Genomic DNA, 18,696 nt, shown 5'->3' on the forward strand with positions numbered 1-18,696 from the left:
CAATATACCACCCCATGAACAGGGGATTCCAAAACGAAAACCCCTGCGCCGACTGCATGGGCAAGGCTGGCAGTTTGGCAGAAATGCAGCCTTGTCCAGCGGCTCCCGCAGGAGTCGCAATCCCTCTCGGAGAGCGCACGTGCCCGACCAACGGGAGGGCTACCACCGCCTGCTTTAGCAGGTGGTGAGTAAGTGCGCCCTTCGGGATGAAAAAGAGGAAGGCCCCCGGTTTCCCGGAGACCTCCCAGCCATTTTCAATCGTGCGCTGCCAGCTTTCGCCGCAGGTATTCTTCCAGATTATCAAGCCCTACCGCCTGTACTTCCGGCAGCACTTTTTCCAGCACAGCGCCCTCCTGAATGAGCCGCCTTGTCCGGGCTTTTCGTGCCTTCACCCGGTCCCGTGCCTGGGCTTCCTCCAAGCGGTGCTTTGCCTGTAACAGTTTCTTTTCTTCACTTGTCATAGGTTTACCTCCGTTTCTGCCAGATCAGGTCATAGCCCAGCACATCGGCCAGCTCCACGACCTCTTTATAGCGAATAGATTCTCGCTGGAGCTTGGCGGACAGGTTGGAAACACTGTCCGACCAGCCGTATTCCTCATGAAGCCGGTCAACCAGCTCCTGCATGGTGTATCCCGCCCGGACGATCTGTGCCTTAATTTCGTTGCGTACCGTCATCATCAAAAATCCTCCTAAATTTACTTGATAAAAAAGCGAAGCCGGTACGCCCTCTGGCATAGCCGCTTCGCTGTGTCGTGAAAAATTCTCTTATCAATAAATCCGTTCAGAATTGCCGGTGTGATGTCCCGTCCATAGGTCGCACCTTCCGACTTTCCCGTTCCGTGTGACTTGGTTTGAAACCGTGCATTTTCCCATGGTTCCATGCACTCGGTTCACCGGGGTGAGAAGCACGGTTTCGCAAAATGATTTCTTCCAACCGTCAAATACTTTTCGATTCCCACTTGCCTTGATTTACCCCTCCGATTTTGCCAGCGATTTTTGATATACAACCGCTGAATTGCTATAAAAGGGAGAACAACTGTCAATCAAAGCGTACGTACGTACACGATTCAGCGCCGCCATTCCTCCGGCACATCTTCCGGTACGTACGTACGCATCGAATCGCCGGAAAACACTGATATATGATTTCTCACCAATACTTCAACCCCCAGAAAACCACGCACCCGCCGTCCGGCTGCGTTGGTCACATTGTTGCAGTATTCCAGATTGTAGCGGCTCTGGCAGGCGATCAGAGCTTCGCTGAAGCTGCGTGGTTTCAGGGCAGGCAGGTTGTTCTCGGTGCAGTAAATCTGGTATGCTTCGTACAGTTCTTTGGAGCTGGCAGATAGATCGGCTTTCAGGCGAACATACCCGTCAGAATCCAGAAAATCATAGACATTGTTGTTGTCCCGTTTGACTGCCTCCCGGTTTTCTCTGGTGCGGTCACTTTCGGTGAACTTGAAGTTGTTGGCGGCCAGCCGCTGCAATCCCTCAAAAGCCCACAGCAGAATACCCTCCACCTCGGCTTTCATCTTCTCGGCCAGGTCGGGATCATCCACACGGCCAGCCGGTTTTTCTTTTGTGGTCAGCACCAGCTGACGGCGGTAAAATCCGTCGCTCCGGTCAAACAGCGCCTGCAAATCTCCGTTGGAGAAAGCCAGCAGCCGGGCGCACATCCATCCCTGATAGCTCTGCTTGCCCTTGCGCTCCAAATCCATTTTGCCCTGGGCGGTGACGATGGATTTTACATAGTTGGTCTGGCGCAGAGCCTCCATCCGCATATCGTCATCCACGCACAGGAGGATATGCTCCAGATCAGCACGGGCAAACCGGTTCTCGGATATTTTCCCGATGCTGCCGTCCTTCATGTTGGAACCGAACAAAGTTCCCAGCACAGCGCCGATCTGCGACTTTCCTTCGCCGCCGCTGCCCTTAATCACCATCATCCGCTGTCCCTTATTGCTGGGGATCAGGCAGTAGCCGATATATTCCTGCAAGGTGGGAATATCCTCCGGGTAGAGCAGACCATCCAGAAATTGCAGCCAGAGAACAGGCTTTGGGGCGTTGGGGTTGTAGGCCACGGGGAAACGGTTGCGGACGTTTTCCGGCTTTCCCTCCGCAAAGGTTCCATCCAGAAAAAGCGTCCCGTTGGAAAGGTGAATCCGGTCCGGCTCCGGGGGAAAATCCTCCACCAGCGCCGCCAGCTTCATCAGCTCCACAATGTTGCTGATTTTGCGGGGAATGTTGCTGACCGCACAGCATTTCAGCTCCTCAAAAATCTCTCCCCGCAGGGGCAGTTCGTCTGTCACACGGCCTTCGGGCGTGAAAAAAGCCCCGTTTGTGAAGATGATCTTGTGCGTCTGCAAGAACTCCTCACAAAACAGGGCTTCGTTGATGCTTTTGCCATCGAACCAGACGGGCATCCCGTCAAGCTGCGTTTTGTTTTTCATGGGCGTTATCCTCCTTTTTCAGCCTGTCCAGCCGTTCCTCCAAACCGGCAATCAGGCCATCCTTGTTCAGCATTTCTACGATTTTCACCCGCTGTTCCAGTTCGGCGGCAATGAGCAAATCCGCCAGATACTCCACATAGTCCAGCATCTGGCAGGCTTCCACAAACCGGTCATCTAAACTGTCATCTGGATTGGATGGGGCGTAGTTCTGTTTCCAACCTTCCAGAAGATGCAGATAATCACACAGCACCCGCAGGCAGCGCACTTGCTCCTGCCGGTATGCTTTCAGCAGGGGACGCTCCGGTTTGGGCAGGGCAGCTGCCGCAGGCGGCTTGTCCGGGCCAATCCCAAAATCCTGGGCCAGCTTCTGTGCTGCCTCGTAGCTGCTCAGGTCAAACAGCTTCGCCACAAGGTCGATCACATCGCCGGTGGCTCCGCAGCCGAAACAGTAAAAATAACGCTCGTTCAGCTTCATGCTGGGGTGCCGGTCCTCATGGAACGGACAGCTGCACATCCCGTTTCGGCTGACTTGCAGCCCATAGTGTTCAGCCGCATCGGGCACACAAATATTCTGTTTTACCAGTTCAAAGAGTGTCATAAAAAATCCCTCCGTTTCAGGGCATAAAAAATGCGGCCTGCCCGGTTTATTTGGGCAGGCCGCAGTCTTTATGCAGTTTGTGATGCTTCCGTTTCTTTGGCTTTCCGCTTTTCCTGCCGGTAGAACTTCTCCCGGCAGGCGGGTTTGCAGAATTTAGCGTTGGGGCGGATAGACTGGAACGACTCTCCGCAGCACTGGCACACCAGCTGGTACGGTTCACCCGGAACGATCAGCCCTTCGGCAATCTTCTGTTTGCGCTCCTTCTGGCGCAGATATTTTTCATGGTCACGGATGCGCTTCTGGCGGCGCTTTTCCTCCGCAGCCAGTTCTTCCTCGGTGGGTTCGGGCATGGGCACTTCAAATTTCCCGATAAAGTTCAGGTAAATCTCGATTTCCTGAACCCGTTCCCCGGTGCTTCTGTCCGGGGCATGGACCAGAATCTTCTCCACAAATTCATGGATCATAGGGGCGGTCAGCTCGGTGAAATCTGTATATTTCTGTGCCAGCGCCAGAAAGTGACTGGCACGGTCCGTGTCCTCATGGAACTGGTTCAGCTGCGCCTGCTCGGAGGCAAGCAGCTGTTCCAGCTCGGCCTGTTCCTTCTCATATTCGGCACACAGCAGCTCGAACCGTTTTTCCTCCAACTTGCCCATGGCATAGGTTTCATACAGCTTTTTAATCAGCACGTCCAGCTCGGCGCTGCGCCTGCGCTCCTTGGCGACCTTGCGTTTCAGCTCCTTGGCTGCTTCCTGCTGGCGAACCTGTGAAATGCTGCGAACCTTCTGAATAAATTCCTCCCTGTTCTGGATGGCATAGCTGGCGGTAGTGCGGATGGTTTCCAGAATCAGGGCGTTCAGAGCCTTGGTGCTGACGCTGTGGGAAAAACACATCTGGGTTTCTCGTTCGATGGTCAAGCAGTAGGTGGAACAGTTATAGGTGTCGTTTCTGTACTCCTTGCCATCTGCCCGTGTGTGTTTGCCCCGGTGGTTATACATCTTTGCTCCGCAGTCGGCACAGAACACAAGGCCGGTCAGGGGATTGGCGACGCCAGTGGTATCTGTCCGGCGCACCGTCCGCTTCACCTGCTGGGCCAGCTGCCAGGTTTCCGGGTCAACAATGGCCTCGTGGGTATTCTCAAAAATCAGCCAGTCGGACGGGTCATTTTTTACCCGCTTATCCCGGTAGGACTTTTTGGAGGAACGGAAATTCACGGTATGCCCCATATATTCCGGTTTCTCCAACATGGAGCTGACCGTAAAGCCGTACCAGTCATAGGGGCGGCTGGTGTCCACGGTATTCTTCCGGCTGCCCCTGCCGTTGCGGGCCAGATAATAGGCGGGGCACTCCACCTTCTCGGCTGTGAGCATTTTGGAAATCTCATAGGGGCCGTGTCCCTCCACCGCAAGCCGGAAAATTCGCCGCACCACAGTGGCAGCTTCCTCGTCCACCAGCCAGTGGTCCTTGTCCTCCGGGTCTTTTTTGTAGCCATAGATGGCGTTGTTGGTGGTGGGCTTGCCCGCCTTGCCCTTGACACGGTATGCTGCCGAAACCTTTTTGGACTGGTCACGCAGATACCATTCGTTCATGATATTGAGAAAGGGTGCAAACTCGCCGCTGTCCTGTTCCTCGCTGTCAATGTTATTGGCGACAGCAACAAAATGAACCCCATTCTGCCGGAACATTACCTCGGTGTAAAAGCCGGTTTGCAGGTAGTTTCTGCCGATCCGACTTAGGTCCTTACACAGCAGATGGGCCACCTTGCCCGCCTCAATGTCCGCCACAAGGCGCTTCCATGCGGGACGGTCAAAGTTGCCGCCGGACCACCCATCGTCTGTGTAGTGGACGATATTGGTGTAGCCCCGCTGTGCTGCATAGCTTTCGAGATAACGTTTCTGGTTCAGAATGGAGTTCGAGTCGCCCGTGAGGTCATCGTCACGGGACAGGCGCTCATAGAGCGCAGTGATTTTTTCTTCCGTCTGTCTGTTTGCCATATCAGGCGCTCCTTTCAGACGGACGGCTCATTTGTGGCAGTTCCATTATACCACATTCCGGCTGATTTGCCAGCCCGTCGTTGCGGATCAGCCGCAGAATTTTATCTTCCATCGTTTCCTCGGCGGTTTCGCTGAGGTAGACACGAACTTTATAGGTGGTGTTGCCAATGTGCCGGGTCAGAAACACGGCGTTTTTATCTGCCATAGAACCTCTCTTTCTTGCGCTTTCGGCGCATCCGGTGTATACTGTTGTTATAGTTCCGTTGTTTGTAACCTGCGATTGTGTTACTGCTTTTTTGTATCAAGCCTGAACATGGCGAAAGCCCCCTTTCTCCTGCGTGAACGAGCGAATGTAACCCAAGTAACTTGTTTTTAGATTACTCTTTCACTAATAGGAGAAATCTGGGGTGCAAAACGGAACCATTTTTGAAAAATCGCAAAATATTTTTTTGAAAAGAGGTGGGGTCATGGCGTATCTGTCTGATGACGAGCTTCTGGATACCGAAGGTGGCTTCACCGGATGGGACGCTGGGGCGGAAGAAACGCTGGAACAGGCGCTTGCGGAAGAACGTCTGGCCGAGCTGGAAAATGAGCTGGAGCAGGACGAGCATCCCATCGACTATGAAGCAGAGCTGGAGGACGAGGAAGAAGAAGCTGCCCCGGTCAGCGATAAGCGGCTGAAACGGGAGATGCGGGCCGAGGCCATACGGCGGCTGGAGGAAGCAGCCCGCACCGAAAAGGATTTCCGAGCCGTGGTGGAGGAATGGAACAAGCTGGACCGGAACCGGGAGCGCCGGGAACGGGACCATGAAAACCTCCGTGGGGATGTGCCGCTGGAGTATCAGGCGGTCCCGGAACCGAAGCTCATTCCCCGCTGGATGAACAACCCCACATACCGGCAGCTGATGGCCGGGAACTTTCTGGACATCCTGTTTGACTGCCCCTATGAGATGCACAACCTGACCGCTGACTCCTTTATTTCCCGCATGGTGGAGGAACTGAGCGAAGAACATAAGGAAGTTTTGTATTTCCTCTCTTTGCGGCTGTACAGCACCACCCGGCTTGCCGCTGTCCGTGGGCAGTCTGACCGCAATATCCGCAAACTGCGGAAAACCATCCACAAGAAATTACAGCGCCAGATGTATGACCATCTGTGCGGCAAGCAGGAGCATGGCGGCAGCCTGACCTTGCGGGAACGCCAGTTTTTGGAGGAATACTCGAAAATTGCAAGGAAACAGGGCAAGGACGCCGTGATCCGGCGAGAGAACAAGACCAAGCGCAGAAAAAAGAAAAACCACCCCTGATAATTGGGACGATTAAGGAGAAAGGGCGTGTATGATGAAAAATTTGTTTGAACAGTCCCGTTCCCATTGGGTGCGGTACGATCACTACGAGCTGAAAACAGCGGAAGATGGCAAGCGGTACATCACCCCCGGCAAGAGTGCAAAGCCGGATGTCTACAATCCGCTGAAAGAGGTCCCCAACATTGTGCTGGATGCCCTGAATGTAGGGATGTTGATGATGGGACGCAAGCCGGAAGCAGAAGTGGAAAAGGCAGTGATGGAGTTTGTCACCCGGTACGGCCTGCTGGGGCTGATGACCGCCCTGCCCACCACGCCGTCTTTTATGGACTATGAGGCGGTGTACCTACCGAAAAACCACTTTATTAAGGAAGAATCCATGGCGACGGACAAATATCTGTCCCTGTTTTATCCCTTTGATCAGCTGGATTTGGTGAAGAAAGGCATTGAATCCACATGGAATGTGTCCGGTGACCGGACGATGGTTGCCCTGACCATGACCTTCATGGACGAGCCGATGGCGAAGAACATGAGCTTCCAGCGGGAATATGCGGAACCCTACGACTGGGTTGCCCAGCAGTTCAAAGATTGGGCCTTTACACTGACCACCGCCATTTTGTACTACAATGACTATGATTCCATTGACGAGGACGCACGGGGGCTGTATCGCAAGGCCATGGCTGCGTTCGGCGGGATTGCCCCCAGCTACCACATTGAGCTGTTGGATAAGCCCACCATCTATTGGGATTTCCATTCGCTGCTGCTGGGCATCCAGATGATGTTCAGCTTCATGTTGGTAGACGGTGACCAGCCCCTGCGCCTGTGCAAGCACTGCCAGAAGGTGTTTCTGGGTAGCCGGTCCAACGCCGCCTTTTGCAGCCCACGGTGCAAGAACCAGTATAATGTCTACAAGAGCCGGGGAAAGAACCGGACGGATGGAGGTGACGAGGAATGAGCGAGGAACAGGGACTGACCCCGTATGAAACCAGAGAAATCCTCTTTTATAAGACCGAAAACGGAGAAGTGCGGGTGGAAATCCTGCTCTTTCAGGAAAACCTCTGGCTGACACAGGCAAAAATGGCAGAACTGTTCGAGGTACAGAAAGCGGCCATTTCCAAGCACCTGAAAAATATCTTTGAATCCGGCGAACTGAGCGAGGATTCAGTTGTTTCCAAAATGGAAACAACTGCGGCGGACGGGAAACGGTATCAGACCAACTATTATAATCTGGACGCCATTATCGCTGTGGGGTATCGGGTGAACTCCAAAAAGGCGACCATGTTCCGCATTTGGGCAAACAGGGTGTTGAAAGAGTTCATCATCAAAGGCTATGTGATGGATGACGCACGGCTGCGGGAGCCGGAGAACTTTTTCGGCAAGGATTATTTCGAGGAACAGCTGGAGCGTATCCGGGACATCCGGGCCAGCGAGAGAAGATTTTACCAGAAAATCACGGACATCTATTCCCAGTGCAGCGCCGACTACGATGTGGAAAGCCCTATTACAAAGGAGTTTTTCGCCACGGTGCAGAATAAGCTCCACTATGCGGTCACCCATCATACCGCCGCCGAGATCGTATATGGCCGTGCCGACAGCACTAAGCCCAACATGGGGCTTACCACATGGAAAAACGCCCCCAAAGGCCGTATCCGCAAATCGGATGTCACCGTCGCCAAAAACTATCTGAACGAAACGGAAATGCGAAACCTGAACGAGATCGTCACCATGTACCTGGACTATGCGGAACGGCAGGCCCGCCGGGGAAATGTCATGTATATGGCCGATTGGGTCAAGCGGCTTGACGCATTTTTACAGTTCAACGAGGAAGATATTCTGCATGATAAAGGCAAGGTGACCGCCGCCATCGCCAAAGCCTTTGCTGAGAAAGAGTTTGAAAAGTTCCGGGTATTGCAGGATCGGACCTATCAGAGCGACTTTGACCGGCTGGTTGCGGAAACTTCGGATGATCTGACAGAATAACCATATATAACAGAAAGCCCACGCCACCGGTCTCTTTCCGGCTGCGTGGGCTTTTTCGGCCATCGCTTATTTCTTGTTTTGCAGCTGTTCATGGGCCTCCTGCTGGACAATCAGCCCCGCCGAAAAGCCATACTTGAAATGGCTCTCACTTTCCTCGCACTGAGCGATAGCGTTCTGCGCCCGGAGTTCCTCCACCAGAGCATAGTCCTCTTTGCTGAGCCGCTGGGATAACTGCTCCATCAACGCCGCACAGGTTTGGATCGCCTTGCGGTATTCCGGGGATGTGGGAACAACGGTTTCACAGGGATAAAACTCCCCGTTATACATGGCTTCCAAAATCATTGCGTTCCCTCCCTCAACAGTAGACCAACTCCGCCAGGACGATTTCCTCGGCCCTGTTGTGGATGGAGTTCATGGAGCGCACCCATGCCATCTGGTCGGCAGATTTCAGGGCTTCTGTGACGCCCTCTTGCTGCATCATGGCTTTTTCGATAATTTCCAGCCGCTCCCGGCAGGCGGTGTCGATTTCCTCCAAATGGGGAAACAGCTTTTCAGTGACAATAAGATCGGTATACAGAATGGGCCGGTGTTCTTTTAAGTAGGCACGGCGCAACCGGCCATATTTCCCGATATGATACTCTTTGGTGTCCGATAACACAAGATCGGGGATGAAATAGTCGCCGCATTGGGTATAAGTCAGTTCCATACAAAGCTCCTTTCGAGGGAATGTGATTGACAGTTATGGTAGGTTTGAGGGCATCCCTCCTTTATCATAACTGTCTTTTCATTCGCCACAAATGAGCCGCCAGTCATGATGTAATGTTTTTTGGTGTATTCCACCCTCTATACATTACATCATGGTTGGAAATGGAATTGCTCTCGCCTTGCAATTCGTCCTCATGGGACAATCTCGGATAAAGGGCGGTAATGAGGTTTTGGGTGGCTTGTCTTAACATAAAATCCTCCGTTTCCGACAGCCAGCCCCACTATTCCGTGGTTTCATTGTACCACGGAACAGGGGCGGCTGTACAGCGGTAAAAGTGATAAATCTGCTTCTTTACAGCTTGTCAAATCGCCTTTTTTTGTGTAGCAGCGGCTTCCGCTTCCAGTACCCTCGCCATCTTGTCGGCGGCGGTGCTGGTGGTGTCTTTCTTGAAAAAGCCGGACACGACAAGAACGGTATTCCCCATGCGGATTTCCGTCACGCAGTCGGGGCGGCGGGTGGTACGGTGGTCGTGCTGCTTGATATTCTCCATAGGCAATACTCCTTTCATTCAGCCAGCAGTTTCTTCATGGTTTCCATTTTCCGCTTTGCGGTTTCCTGCCGGAAGTTGACGCCAGTAAAGCGTATCGGGACGCACATGGACAGCAGTCGGTCATAAATCCGGGAATGGGCCGTGTCTGTCGGCTTTTTCAACTCGTCCAGCGGGCGGTTGGTGGTGGCGATCAGCGGCTTGTTGCTGCGGTATCGGGTATCAATCACATGGAATACCTGTTCCAGTCCATAGTCGGTGCCACGCTCCATGCCGAAGTCGTCAATGATAAGCAGCGGATAGCGGCAAAGGCGGGAAATATACTCATTCCGGCCTGTAAAGCCGGGAGAGAGGTCGCCCAGGATAACGGCGAAGTTCGTCATATATACGGGGACTTCTTTCTCCATGAGGGCGTTTGCGATACAGCCCGCAAGGTAGCTTTTCCCGTTGCCGACGTTCCCCCAGAACAGGCAGCCGATGTTTTCGGCCTGCATTTCTTCCCAATGCTCCGCATACCGCCGGGCAATCCCGGTCTGCGGGTTTCTGCCGTTGTCGTTCTCGAATGTCCATTGCTGCATGGCTGAGTCGGCAAAAGCCCTCTGTTTCAGATTTTCCACGGCTTCCACATGGCGGCGGTGTTCCTCGGCGGCCTGCCGCTGCTCACGGGCGGCTCTCTGGCAGTCGCACTCTGCCGGGTGGCGGTCACGGCCAAACAGCTCCTTACCCTCCGGGAAGTAGGCTTCTTTCGGCGTATGGCACTTTCCGCAGTAAAGCAGTCCGTCCTCGCCGATATAGTCCTCCATCTCCGGGGCGGCGGTTGTCATGTTCTCCAAAATATCTTTGATTTCACTTGTCATAAGCTTTCTCCCTCCATACAGGTATAGTCGGGGATGCCCTGTTTTACGGCTCCCTTTTTGTCATTGGCCGCCCATCTGTGCAAGGCGGCGGCATAATTCTGGTAGGCTTTCCCGCTGGCGGCAAGGTAATGGCTCATTTCCTCAATCAGCCGTTCCAGCCTGTCCGGGTATTCTGCCTGTAACTCGTCATATTCGTCCTTTGACAGAAAAATATTCTCATATCGGCCATAAGCTGTGGGCGGCTCCCCACTCGCTCTCATTGTTTGGTTCTCTATTAAGTTGTTTATATTAGTTTTGTTAGGGGTCGGTTTTCCGACCATCATAGGGTCGGTTTTCCGACCGTCATAAGGTCGCTTTTCCGACTGTATGAGGGTCGCTTTTCCGGCCATCAGTTGGTCGGAAAACCGTACCACTGGGACAGGCGGCACTTTCACATAAAGCCGATTGGGTGCGGAGAAGCCCCGCCGTTCCCGTTCTAAAAGCCCGGCTGCGTCCAGTTCTTTCAAGGCTCCCTTGATGGCGGTACAACCCTTGTCCAGCATTTCCGCTATCTCCGCAACGGGGTAGACAATGAATATCCTGCCCTCGCCGTCCTGCCAGCCGTTCTTCTGTGACAGGGTGGAGCGGTCTAATAAAAGCGCATACAGCAGCTTGGCGGTCTGTGAAATCTCCATTTTCAGCAGGAAACGGGGGTATGGAAGATAGGCGGGCAGCGTGGTGTCTGCCCTGATATAATCAGCGATAGTATCACCTCCCTCTGTGTTGTGTCGTTTTTGGGCTTTGTCACGCATTAGGACGGCATTTCCGGGGGGAAAGGATAAATGTATCGCATACCCTTTGACACCCACGAAAAAAGCCTTGATTTATGCGGGTTTGAAAGGCTCTAAAGCGTGACATTTCTGCCTTTGTTTCCGCTTTCTCTCGGCGGCTTTGCGTTTCTTCATGCACCCGGCGCAGCCGGGGCAGTATTTCCCCCGGTTGGATTTGGGGACAAAGGCCGCCCCGCAGACCGCGCAGCGTTTCCGGCTCCCCCGGTACAAGAGGGCTGCGGCCAGCTCCCCGTCAAGGGGCAGGACAGCCACACGGAACCAGCGGCACATGAGGGAATAGGAAATGCTCTGGACGCACACGCAAGGCTCCCCGTCGTCTAACAGCAGGCAGTTCCCCTCGTCGTAGTTACAGCACTCATGCACAAGGCGGCGGGCTGCCTGGTGCTGGCGGTAGTCCATGCGGGACGGCTTATCGTTCATGGCTCTGCTCCTTTCTGCGGTGCGGCTCTTCCCGGCGCAAAATCTGGTCGATGTTCCGCTTGACGGTCTGCAACTCCCTGAACCGCTGCTTCTGTTCGTGATAGGTGTTGTACAGGCCGTCTTTCTCGGAGATAAGCTGCTCGATCTCGGCCTGCAACGCTTTTCGGCCGGGCAGCTTGGTAAGCCCCTGTGCCTTGAAATACCGGGCGGCGGCTTCGGCTATGATAAAATCGCTCTCGTTTGCCTGGCGGTATGCGGCGCGGGCTTTCTCGGATTTCTGCGCTTTCAGCCCCTCGCGGATGGGCTTGGTCTTGGCATAGGCAAGTACCTGTTGCCGCAACTCCCTTTTCCCTTGCAGCTTCGTTTCCAGTGCTTTCAGTTCGCCGCTGGTCTGGCGCATTTCCTGATAGGCGGTAGCAACGGCGGCTTCAAGCTGTTCCGGGGAAGAAAAGCCGTACTGTTGGTAGATGGTCAGGGTCTTGGCGGCCTGTTTCAGATTGTGTATCTTCGCCCATCGTTCATAGCCTTTGCCCTTGCCCTCGGCCATCTTCTGCTCAATGTCCACAAGCCGCTGCACACTGTCCTGTCTGGGGTCGATTTTCCCTGTCTTTTCGCCCTGTAAGCGGCCTTTCCCGGCGTGTAGGTATTCGGGTATGGCTGCGGTCTGTTCGGCGGCTCTGGCGGCTTGGTGCTGCGGGGTGTAGCGAACCGTTACGCCCCTCTGGGCGTTCTGCTCCAAAACGGCAAGGACGGCGGTGCGGTCAAAGTCGCCGCCCAGCTTCCGGGCGGTGATAGGCTTCGTCCTGTCTGGCGTGAGGTAGGACAGCCGCCCCCGGCTCTCCTTGACGGTCACACCCTCCCGCAACAGCAGAGAGGAAAACTCGTCAAAGCTGGCAGCGGTGGCAAGGGCTTTCCGTAGGGTCTGCCGCAGCTTCTCCTTGTTCGTTTCAAACTTGGTCTGCCGGGGCGTGATACCGCCTGCAATCATGGGGGCGTTCTGCTTGTCCAGTGCGGCCTGTCCCTTTTTCTGCGCCCAATATTCCCGGTCTGTGACACGGTTCTTGCTGCCGTTCAAGAGGTCGATTTGGTAAAGTCCTTCCCGGTGGCACATCTCCATGACCTCGGACTTGAAGTAGCGTAGGGCTGCGTCGGTGCAGCGGTGCTTGCACCCGGCTTTCGTGTCCGCTGGCCTGTCCATGTAGGGCAGGAACGGCACTTCCTCTATCCGCAGGCTGTTAATGACGATATGCACATGGATGTTGCCGCTGTGGTTATGCCCGTCCGGGTGGGTGCAGACAAGGGCCTGATGGCCGGGGAAATGCTCTTTACAGAATTGCTCCCCCAACGCCTGCGCCCGGTCTACGGTCAGGCCGTTGTCCGGCCCGTCCCGTGGGTCAAAGCTGATGATATAGTGGTGGCTTTTCACATCCTCCCGCCGCTGATTTTTCTCATAGCGGAGATTGGAGCGCATACACGCAACGGCAAAATCCTCGCCGCCGCAGTTCAGCGTGGACAAGCGATAATCCTCACGGGGGATAAGCCTGCCGTTTTCATCAAGGACGGGCTTCATAGTAAATTCGTCATGCTCAAAGAGCAGGTATTGTTCGGCGGCTCCGTAGTCGGCGTTCTTAGAGCCTAAATGCTTGAGTGTTGCCAACGGCGTCACCTACTTTCTTTAGGACTTCATACTTGAGGGCGGCAAGGTCGGCGGCCGCTTCCCGCAATTCCTTTGCCATAGCCGGGTAGGGGCTATGCCACTCGTTGAGGGTGCGGGCAATCTGGTTGAGATTGCCGCCAATCCTGCCGTACTCGGCTGTGAGCTTCCCGACAGCGGAGAGCAGCTCGTCATTGACTGACGACACATGGAGTACGGGGCGTATGGTAGTGCGCCGGATGGCCTGCCGGAGAAATTCGGACTGACTGATACCATAGGGCGCAAGCCGTTCTGTGAAGTCGGCGTATTCTTCATCGGTCAGCCGGGTTTTCACAACATGGCTGCGGTGGGGGGTGTTGTATCGCTTCGGCATGGGCTGTAAACCTCCTTTCACTTATCACAAAAAATGCTCTTATCTGTTAGCCATTTCCGGGGCGAAAGAGAGAAAAAACTTTTCGCCGGACGGAAATCTTTTTGCGGCGCAAGCCGCATAGCAGGGTTTGGGGAAGGCACTCCCCAACAAGTTTCCCGCGAGGGGCAAAACCGCAGAATTGCGGATTTTGGCACCGTGGTAGAAACTTGCTCTAAGTAAGCCGTAGATTTCCCCTTGCACTTACTACTCGTATAGCTGCCGCCTGTTTTGGCCGGATTTCTGCAAAAATCTTACGGCGTGGGGCGATTTTTACCCGCAGTTCTTTCTTTCCGCTAAAGATACATTTCAAAGGCCGCCAGCTACCCGCTTGCCGGGAATTTTCTCAAATTTTCCTTTGCCTTAGAAATACAGAAAATGCAGATTTGGCTACCGCCGCAGAAAATTTTTTGTTTCCGGCTTCACCTACCTACTACGGATGACTTTGCGATTTTGCCAAACGGATAAAGAAAAAAGCAGCAAATCTTTTTCAGACTTACTGCTTTCGCTGGCCGCCGATGGGCGGTGGATATTCAGTTTTGAAAGTTCAGGTCAGGTTGGCCCGATGATGGATAGCACAATAAATTCCTGTTTTCCCTTTAAGGCATTGTGCATTTTTTCTATTTCTCTTGATGATTATTTTTTTCATAATCAATCAATGTACCTATAACAATTCCAATCAACATTCCGATACCTGCACAAATAGAAATAGCAAAAAGATTTTGCAAAAACGCCCATGCCAACACACCTATGCAACCACCGACAATAAATCCTGTTAATAAGCCAATAGTTAAGTATTTATTACTTTTCATATTGCTATATCTCCCCTAAAAGTATATTTGTCGTTGGTTCTATTATACTATGACCTGCTTCCTTTAGGAATAGATGAATTGTAAACTGGCTGGAGTGAAACCGCTAATGACAGCCAGTGTTTGTTCTTTGTTTATCGGTCAAAGCGAAATTTGAACAGGGCGGCAATGAGCTGTTGCTTTATATGTTCCTCAACTTCGGCGTTGACTTTCCCGTGTACTTTGGAACAGTAGCGGATATATCCGGCATAGTGGGAAAGAATGGTGTCGATTGCGTCCGGGTCGCCCTCATGGGCTTTGACGATTGTTTCATAGGGGAGAAGTTTACTCATAGTCATTTCCCTCCATGAGCCGCCTTAACCGCTGCAAGGCAAGCCGGATATGCCGCCCCGCTGTGCTGCGTGTCCGGCCAATATGTACGCCGATCACTCGCTGCGGCTGGCGCAGGAAATAGTAACGAAAAATTTCTTCCTGCGTCTGCTCCGGCAAAAGGGCAAGGGCGGCGGCAAGCTCCGCATGATACAGAACGGCGGTCTGGCCGCAGGCGGTAAAAAGATATTCTTCAAGCTACTCCGGCTCGGCAAGCTGGACAAACTTTTCACTCATCAGATAATCAAGGGAAACTTCCCGTTCCCACCTCCGGCGCAGCTTCAAGATTTTATCTATGGCTGCGTGACGAATGACTACCTTGCAAAAGGCATTGAATGTGTACTGGATATGCACCTTGTAGGCTTCATCTTCGGTCATGGAAATTCCCCCTCTCTGAATAATAGTGCGGGGCGGCAGTACTCCTTGCTGTCGCCCCTTGATTGCCTACCAGCAAAGACGGGCGGGGCTGTCAACGACGGCGCGAAGCGGCGTTCATTTTATCGTTGACTGGCTCGGCTGGGTTTGCTATTTACCCGACAAACTTGAATTTATTTTAAGCTATCACGTTTTACCTTCTTAAGCCTTACTATCATTACCATAGGAATTTCTTTGTTGGTTTTAAAACATTCTTCATAAAATCCATCAATGACAAATCCAGCTCTAAAACAAAGGTTAAAAATATCTTGTATGGAACGATGATAATAAATCTGCTCTTTCGGTTGCCCTTCAATCGCTATATCATAGTAACTGTGCGGTGTCATATATTTTTCAGTCAACGTGACAAAACAAGGGTGTTGCGTTGCAAAGACAAAAATTCCGCTTTCCTGCAACAGTTCATAAACAGCCATAAGAAGTGGTTCAATATCCGTAATATCCATAATTGCCATATTAGAAACTGCTTTCGTAAAGGCTCGATTTCTTTTTAATTCTAATATACTTTTTCTATCGGTCGCATCCGCCACACAAAATTCAATTTGTTTTGCATATTGTGATTGCCGTCTTTTAGCCAATTCTATCATTTTTTTGCTGTAATCAAAAGCGACAACCGAAGCGCCTCTTTGTGCAAGATACGAAGAATAATTTCCATTGCCACACGCAATATCCAAAATGTAATCCGCAGGATTAGGAGATAGAAGTTCCGTTACTTTGGGACGCACTACCTCTCTGTGAAATTCATTAGATTCGTCACCCATTGCATTATCCCAAAATTGTGCGTTCTCCTCCCAGATTTTTTTACTTTCCTCTGTTCCCATGTTCTCTCCCACTCCCCAAATTTGCTTTTTTGCTTCCATTAAATCTTCCTTACTATATTCCATTGTTACCCTCCATAACTTCTGATTGTTGCCGTCTTGACGATTATGTATCTTTACATTACCTTCTGAAACATATGGCGCACCTTGTCCAGGCGGCTGTTTGGACGGCGGGGCTGGATGACCGGCTGACCGACAGCGGCCTGATATCCTTTCAGCTCTGTAAGGCATACGCTCCGCCCGTTGGTGTAAAAGGCCAGATCAGTACGGTATGCCTGTATACAGCGGGCGGGAATCTCGCCAGTAAAGACAACTTCATCCTTTTTTACCTGGGCCGTTTCGATGGTGGCACAGTATTTCGGTGCATCATGATAAGCCCTGGAAAGGTATTCCTGGGGCGCATAGAGGATGAAGGAGAGATAAGGTTCCAGCAGCTGCGTCCCCGATTCCTTCAATGCCTGTTCCAATACAATCGGGGCCAATGAGCGGAAGTCCGCCGGCGTGCTGACCGGACTGTAATAAAGCCCGTATTCAAAGCAAATCTTACAGTCCGTTACGTTCCAGCCGAACAAGCCCTGCTCCAGCCCGTAACGGATACCATCCCTGACAGCGTTTTGAAAACTCTGGTTCAAGTATCCCAGCGAAACCCGGCTCTCGTATTGTACACCGGAGCCAAGCGAGAGTGGTGTAACAGACAGTCCTATGGATGCCCAAAACGGGTTGGGCGGCACCTCGATATGGATGGTGTGGCTGGCTGCTTTGAGCGGCCGCTCCATATAAATGACGGAGGGTTCCTTTACCACTGTTTCAAGCTTGTATTTTTCCGACAGCAAAGCGGAAACAACCTCCAACTGCACCCGGCCCAAAAAAGAAAGAATGATCTCATGGGTGATGGAATCCACTTCGCAACGCAAAAGCGGGTCAGTATCCGCAAGTTGCGTAAGAGCGTCCAGCAGCCGTTCTCTTTGCGCTGCCGTTTTCGGCGCAATCGTCGTCCGCAGCATGGGGAGGGGGTCCTCGCGCCACCTTTTACGAGGGAGCCGGGTTTGGTCCCCTAATACATCGTTTAACCTCACGCTGTCGCTGGGAAGGATAACAATTTCACCCTGATAAGCGGTGTCTGTCCGAACAATTTCCCCTTTGGATGGAATACGCATCTCTGTGATTTTCAGCTTTTCTCTCCCGGCCAGGGCCACCGTATCCCGCAGGCGCAGCGTTCCGCTGTATAACCGTAGATAGACACGCCGCTGGCCGCAATCGGTGTACTCAACCTTGAAAACGCTGCCGCATAGGGCGGCGCCCCCCTGTTCCCCAATCGGTTGGAACAGCCCTGTCACCGCATCCATCAACGGTTGAATGCCAAGGCCATTTTTGGCGCTGCCATGATAGACTGGGAACAGGGAGGCGTCTTGAACCCGCTGCTGTTCCTCCCGCGCAAGTTTTTCCCGGCTGATTGGTTCTCCTGCGATATACTTTTCCAATAATTCATCGTTATTTTCGATGACCGCATCCCATGCTTCTATGTCGGTATTTTCCTCCAGGACTATTTCCGGGGACAGCGACACCGTCTGCTTGATGATAATATCGGCGGAGAGCTTATCCCGAACAGACTGAACCACGCTCTGCAAATCAACGCCAGCCTGGTCGATCTTGTTGATAAAGATAACGGTGGGAATGTTCATTTTCCGCAGGGCATGGAACAGAATACGGGTCTGGGCCTGCACGCCATCTTTAGCGGAGATCACCAAGATGGCCCCATCTAAAACAGCCAAAGAGCGGTACACCTCCGCCAAAAAATCCATGTGGCCGGGCGTATCCACAATGTTAACTTTACATCTGTGCCACTGGAAGGAAGTGACTGCCGCTTGAATGGTAATCCCACGCTGCCGCTCCAAAAACATGGTGTCCGTCCTCGTTGTCCCTTTTTCGACGCTCCCCGGTTCTGAAATGGCTCCGCTGGCATATAGCAGGCTCTCCGTCAAGGTCGTCTTTCCAGCGTCTACATGGGCAAGAATTCCAATATTGATTATTTTCATGTGATTGTCCTCCCTTTACAGCCCCAAAGGGCATAAAAATCCCCAGCAGTAAAATACTTTTACCACTGGGGATTATAATTTGCGGACATACACATATACAGCATACACCTGTTTGTGATTGCTGTTTTTTGGATATGTCAAAATTGATAAGGCAAAAGTATTCTTAAATTGGGTACAAAAAACCAAGCCCCCATAAAAGGAACTATCATAATCCTTTGTTCCCACTATTTGATTATAGTTTTATTTAAGAATACCTTGCCGCATATTTTTTACTCCTTTTCTGGAATGAAGCTATTATATCACATCAGTTTTAGGAAAGCAAGTACCTAAAAGAAATTTTTCTTCCCCTTATATGTAACAATCATACCGGCTTCCTAGCGTTCAGAATGTTTTCTGCTGTCTGCTGTGGTGTTTGGTTGGAATTGTCCAACCAAAAGCCGATCCGTGGTGTTGTCTGCATTTTACTAAATACAAATTCAATGTATACAGAAA

23 protein-coding genes and 1 pseudogene are annotated in these 18,696 nt (G+C 52.3%); 3 read left to right on the top strand and 21 right to left on the bottom strand.

The window, feature by feature from the left end; translation table 11 throughout:
* Window positions 1-254: 254 nt before the first annotated feature.
* The 6 genes from BUB35_RS08015 to BUB35_RS08045 form a co-directional block, all read right to left on the bottom strand.
* Window positions 255-461 (bottom strand): hypothetical protein, encoded by a 207-nt coding sequence (locus tag BUB35_RS08015; protein ID WP_009860798.1) that lies wholly within the window; start codon window positions 459-461, stop codon window positions 255-257.
* A 4-nt stretch (window positions 462-465) separates the two neighbouring features.
* Window positions 466-678 (bottom strand): DUF6471 domain-containing protein, encoded by a 213-nt coding sequence (locus BUB35_RS08020; RefSeq protein ID WP_014078521.1) that lies wholly within the window; start codon window positions 676-678, stop codon window positions 466-468.
* Between the two features lie 389 nt (window positions 679-1,067).
* Window positions 1,068-2,447, bottom strand: coding sequence for a DNA primase family protein (locus BUB35_RS08030; protein WP_072850739.1), 1,380 nt, complete (start codon window positions 2,445-2,447; stop codon window positions 1,068-1,070).
* Window positions 2,425-3,045, bottom strand: a complete 621-nt coding sequence (locus tag BUB35_RS08035; RefSeq protein ID WP_072850741.1) for a CHC2 zinc finger domain-containing protein — start codon at window positions 3,043-3,045, stop codon at window positions 2,425-2,427. The genes BUB35_RS08030 and BUB35_RS08035 overlap by 23 nt, the downstream gene beginning before the upstream one ends.
* 68 nt (window positions 3,046-3,113) lie before the next feature.
* On the bottom strand, window positions 3,114-5,036 hold the full coding sequence (locus BUB35_RS08040) for a recombinase family protein (protein ID WP_014078520.1): 1,923 nt from the start codon (window positions 5,034-5,036) through the stop codon (window positions 3,114-3,116).
* 1 nt (window position 5,037) lies between these two features.
* On the bottom strand, window positions 5,038-5,241 hold the full coding sequence (locus BUB35_RS08045; protein WP_007885061.1) for a transposon-encoded TnpW family protein: 204 nt from the start codon (window positions 5,239-5,241) through the stop codon (window positions 5,038-5,040).
* Between the two features lie 262 nt (window positions 5,242-5,503).
* Here BUB35_RS08045 and BUB35_RS08050 point away from each other — a divergent pair, with 262 nt between their 5' ends.
* Genes BUB35_RS08050 through BUB35_RS08060 form a run of 3 tightly spaced genes read left to right on the top strand, consistent with a single transcriptional unit; the run spans window position 5,504 to window position 8,317 of the window.
* On the top strand, window positions 5,504-6,340 hold the full coding sequence (locus tag BUB35_RS08050; protein ID WP_072850759.1) for a hypothetical protein: 837 nt from the start codon (window positions 5,504-5,506) through the stop codon (window positions 6,338-6,340).
* Between the two features lie 31 nt (window positions 6,341-6,371).
* Entirely contained in the window at window positions 6,372-7,292 is a 921-nt protein-coding gene (locus tag BUB35_RS08055; protein WP_007885059.1) for a DNA gyrase inhibitor YacG, read from the top strand.
* On the top strand, window positions 7,289-8,317 hold the full coding sequence (locus BUB35_RS08060) for a virulence RhuM family protein (RefSeq protein WP_071432522.1): 1,029 nt from the start codon (window positions 7,289-7,291) through the stop codon (window positions 8,315-8,317). Before BUB35_RS08055 ends, BUB35_RS08060 begins: the two co-directional genes overlap by 4 nt.
* Window positions 8,318-8,383: 66 nt before the next feature.
* On the opposite strand, the gene BUB35_RS08065 is transcribed toward BUB35_RS08060, so the two are convergent.
* The 15 genes and pseudogenes from BUB35_RS08065 to tet(W) form a co-directional block, all read right to left on the bottom strand.
* Window positions 8,384-8,659 carry a DUF6809 family protein gene (locus tag BUB35_RS08065; protein ID WP_002596150.1) on the bottom strand — a complete coding sequence of 92 codons (276 nt, stop codon included), beginning with the start codon at window positions 8,657-8,659 and terminating at the stop codon, window positions 8,384-8,386.
* A 13-nt stretch (window positions 8,660-8,672) separates the two neighbouring features.
* Window positions 8,673-9,023, bottom strand: a complete 351-nt coding sequence (locus BUB35_RS08070) for a TnpV protein (RefSeq protein WP_071432524.1) — start codon at window positions 9,021-9,023, stop codon at window positions 8,673-8,675.
* 154 nt (window positions 9,024-9,177) lie between these two features.
* Window positions 9,178-9,273: pseudogene (locus BUB35_RS19230) on the bottom strand (recombinase family protein); the annotation flags it as partial.
* A gap of 111 nt (window positions 9,274-9,384) precedes the next feature.
* Complete coding sequence (locus tag BUB35_RS08075) at window positions 9,385-9,573, bottom strand: transposon-encoded TnpW family protein (protein WP_000427739.1); 189 nt, start codon at window positions 9,571-9,573, stop codon at window positions 9,385-9,387.
* 14 nt (window positions 9,574-9,587) lie between these two features.
* Window positions 9,588-10,427, bottom strand: coding sequence for an ATP-binding protein (locus BUB35_RS08080; protein WP_000200031.1), 840 nt, complete (start codon window positions 10,425-10,427; stop codon window positions 9,588-9,590).
* Window positions 10,424-11,158, bottom strand: a complete 735-nt coding sequence (locus BUB35_RS08085) for a replication initiator protein A (protein ID WP_432765087.1) — start codon at window positions 11,156-11,158, stop codon at window positions 10,424-10,426. The genes BUB35_RS08080 and BUB35_RS08085 overlap by 4 nt, the downstream gene beginning before the upstream one ends.
* A 132-nt stretch (window positions 11,159-11,290) precedes the next feature.
* The gene (locus tag BUB35_RS08090; RefSeq protein WP_000998386.1) at window positions 11,291-11,677 is read right to left on the bottom strand and encodes a cysteine-rich VLP domain-containing protein; all 387 of its coding nucleotides are present in this window, start codon (window positions 11,675-11,677) and stop codon (window positions 11,291-11,293) included.
* Window positions 11,667-13,334, bottom strand: coding sequence for a relaxase/mobilization nuclease domain-containing protein (locus tag BUB35_RS08095; protein WP_009249723.1), 1,668 nt, complete (start codon window positions 13,332-13,334; stop codon window positions 11,667-11,669). The genes BUB35_RS08090 and BUB35_RS08095 overlap by 11 nt, the downstream gene beginning before the upstream one ends.
* Complete coding sequence (locus BUB35_RS08100) at window positions 13,306-13,704, bottom strand: plasmid mobilization protein (protein ID WP_001126628.1); 399 nt, start codon at window positions 13,702-13,704, stop codon at window positions 13,306-13,308. Before BUB35_RS08100 ends, BUB35_RS08095 begins: the two co-directional genes overlap by 29 nt.
* A gap of 656 nt (window positions 13,705-14,360) precedes the next feature.
* On the bottom strand, window positions 14,361-14,552 hold the full coding sequence (locus tag BUB35_RS19580; RefSeq protein ID WP_000841357.1) for a hypothetical protein: 192 nt from the start codon (window positions 14,550-14,552) through the stop codon (window positions 14,361-14,363).
* A gap of 131 nt (window positions 14,553-14,683) precedes the next feature.
* Window positions 14,684-14,881 carry a helix-turn-helix domain-containing protein gene (locus tag BUB35_RS08110; RefSeq protein ID WP_001909500.1) on the bottom strand — a complete coding sequence of 66 codons (198 nt, stop codon included), beginning with the start codon at window positions 14,879-14,881 and terminating at the stop codon, window positions 14,684-14,686.
* Window positions 14,874-15,038: a hypothetical protein gene (locus BUB35_RS20345; protein WP_005924781.1), complete on the bottom strand. Its 165-nt coding sequence runs from the start codon at window positions 15,036-15,038 to the stop codon at window positions 14,874-14,876. The genes BUB35_RS08110 and BUB35_RS20345 overlap by 8 nt, the downstream gene beginning before the upstream one ends.
* 78 nt (window positions 15,039-15,116) lie before the next feature.
* Window positions 15,117-15,296 carry a hypothetical protein gene (locus BUB35_RS20350; RefSeq protein ID WP_005924787.1) on the bottom strand — a complete coding sequence of 60 codons (180 nt, stop codon included), beginning with the start codon at window positions 15,294-15,296 and terminating at the stop codon, window positions 15,117-15,119.
* 170 nt (window positions 15,297-15,466) lie between these two features.
* Complete coding sequence (locus BUB35_RS08120; RefSeq protein ID WP_002586626.1) at window positions 15,467-16,234, bottom strand: class I SAM-dependent methyltransferase; 768 nt, start codon at window positions 16,232-16,234, stop codon at window positions 15,467-15,469.
* Between the two features lie 50 nt (window positions 16,235-16,284).
* The gene (tet(W), locus tag BUB35_RS08125; protein WP_002586627.1) at window positions 16,285-18,204 is read right to left on the bottom strand and encodes a tetracycline resistance ribosomal protection protein Tet(W); all 1,920 of its coding nucleotides are present in this window, start codon (window positions 18,202-18,204) and stop codon (window positions 16,285-16,287) included.
* Window positions 18,205-18,696 lie beyond the last annotated feature (492 nt).

The organism is Anaerotignum lactatifermentans DSM 14214, from assembly GCF_900142265.1.
Taxonomy (GTDB): Bacteria; Bacillota; Clostridia; order Lachnospirales; family Anaerotignaceae; genus Anaerotignum; species Anaerotignum lactatifermentans.

What these genes read in the sequence shown, in the direction of transcription:
- BUB35_RS08015 (WP_009860798.1), bottom strand. Translation starts at nt 461, where the DNA reads ATGACAAGTGAAGAAAAGAAACTGTTACAGGCAAAGCACCGCTTGGAG.
- BUB35_RS08020 (WP_014078521.1), bottom strand. Translation starts at nt 678, where the DNA reads ATGATGACGGTACGCAACGAAATTAAGGCACAGATCGTCCGGGCGGGA.
- BUB35_RS08030 (WP_072850739.1), bottom strand. Translation starts at nt 2,447, where the DNA reads ATGAAAAACAAAACGCAGCTTGACGGGATGCCCGTCTGGTTCGATGGC.
- BUB35_RS08035 (WP_072850741.1), bottom strand. Translation starts at nt 3,045, where the DNA reads ATGACACTCTTTGAACTGGTAAAACAGAATATTTGTGTGCCCGATGCG.
- BUB35_RS08040 (WP_014078520.1), bottom strand. Translation starts at nt 5,036, where the DNA reads ATGGCAAACAGACAGACGGAAGAAAAAATCACTGCGCTCTATGAGCGC.
- BUB35_RS08045 (WP_007885061.1), bottom strand. Translation starts at nt 5,241, where the DNA reads ATGGCAGATAAAAACGCCGTGTTTCTGACCCGGCACATTGGCAACACC.
- BUB35_RS08050 (WP_072850759.1), top strand. Translation starts at nt 5,504, where the DNA reads ATGGCGTATCTGTCTGATGACGAGCTTCTGGATACCGAAGGTGGCTTC.
- BUB35_RS08055 (WP_007885059.1), top strand. Translation starts at nt 6,372, where the DNA reads ATGATGAAAAATTTGTTTGAACAGTCCCGTTCCCATTGGGTGCGGTAC.
- BUB35_RS08060 (WP_071432522.1), top strand. Translation starts at nt 7,289, where the DNA reads ATGAGCGAGGAACAGGGACTGACCCCGTATGAAACCAGAGAAATCCTC.
- BUB35_RS08065 (WP_002596150.1), bottom strand. Translation starts at nt 8,659, where the DNA reads ATGATTTTGGAAGCCATGTATAACGGGGAGTTTTATCCCTGTGAAACC.
- BUB35_RS08070 (WP_071432524.1), bottom strand. Translation starts at nt 9,023, where the DNA reads ATGGAACTGACTTATACCCAATGCGGCGACTATTTCATCCCCGATCTT.
- BUB35_RS08075 (WP_000427739.1), bottom strand. Translation starts at nt 9,573, where the DNA reads ATGGAGAATATCAAGCAGCACGACCACCGTACCACCCGCCGCCCCGAC.
- BUB35_RS08080 (WP_000200031.1), bottom strand. Translation starts at nt 10,427, where the DNA reads ATGACAAGTGAAATCAAAGATATTTTGGAGAACATGACAACCGCCGCC.
- BUB35_RS08090 (WP_000998386.1), bottom strand. Translation starts at nt 11,677, where the DNA reads ATGAACGATAAGCCGTCCCGCATGGACTACCGCCAGCACCAGGCAGCC.
- BUB35_RS08100 (WP_001126628.1), bottom strand. Translation starts at nt 13,704, where the DNA reads ATGCCGAAGCGATACAACACCCCCCACCGCAGCCATGTTGTGAAAACC.
- BUB35_RS19580 (WP_000841357.1), bottom strand. Translation starts at nt 14,552, where the DNA reads ATGAAAAGTAATAAATACTTAACTATTGGCTTATTAACAGGATTTATT.
- BUB35_RS08110 (WP_001909500.1), bottom strand. Translation starts at nt 14,881, where the DNA reads ATGAGTAAACTTCTCCCCTATGAAACAATCGTCAAAGCCCATGAGGGC.
- BUB35_RS20350 (WP_005924787.1), bottom strand. Translation starts at nt 15,296, where the DNA reads ATGACCGAAGATGAAGCCTACAAGGTGCATATCCAGTACACATTCAAT.
- BUB35_RS08120 (WP_002586626.1), bottom strand. Translation starts at nt 16,234, where the DNA reads ATGGAATATAGTAAGGAAGATTTAATGGAAGCAAAAAAGCAAATTTGG.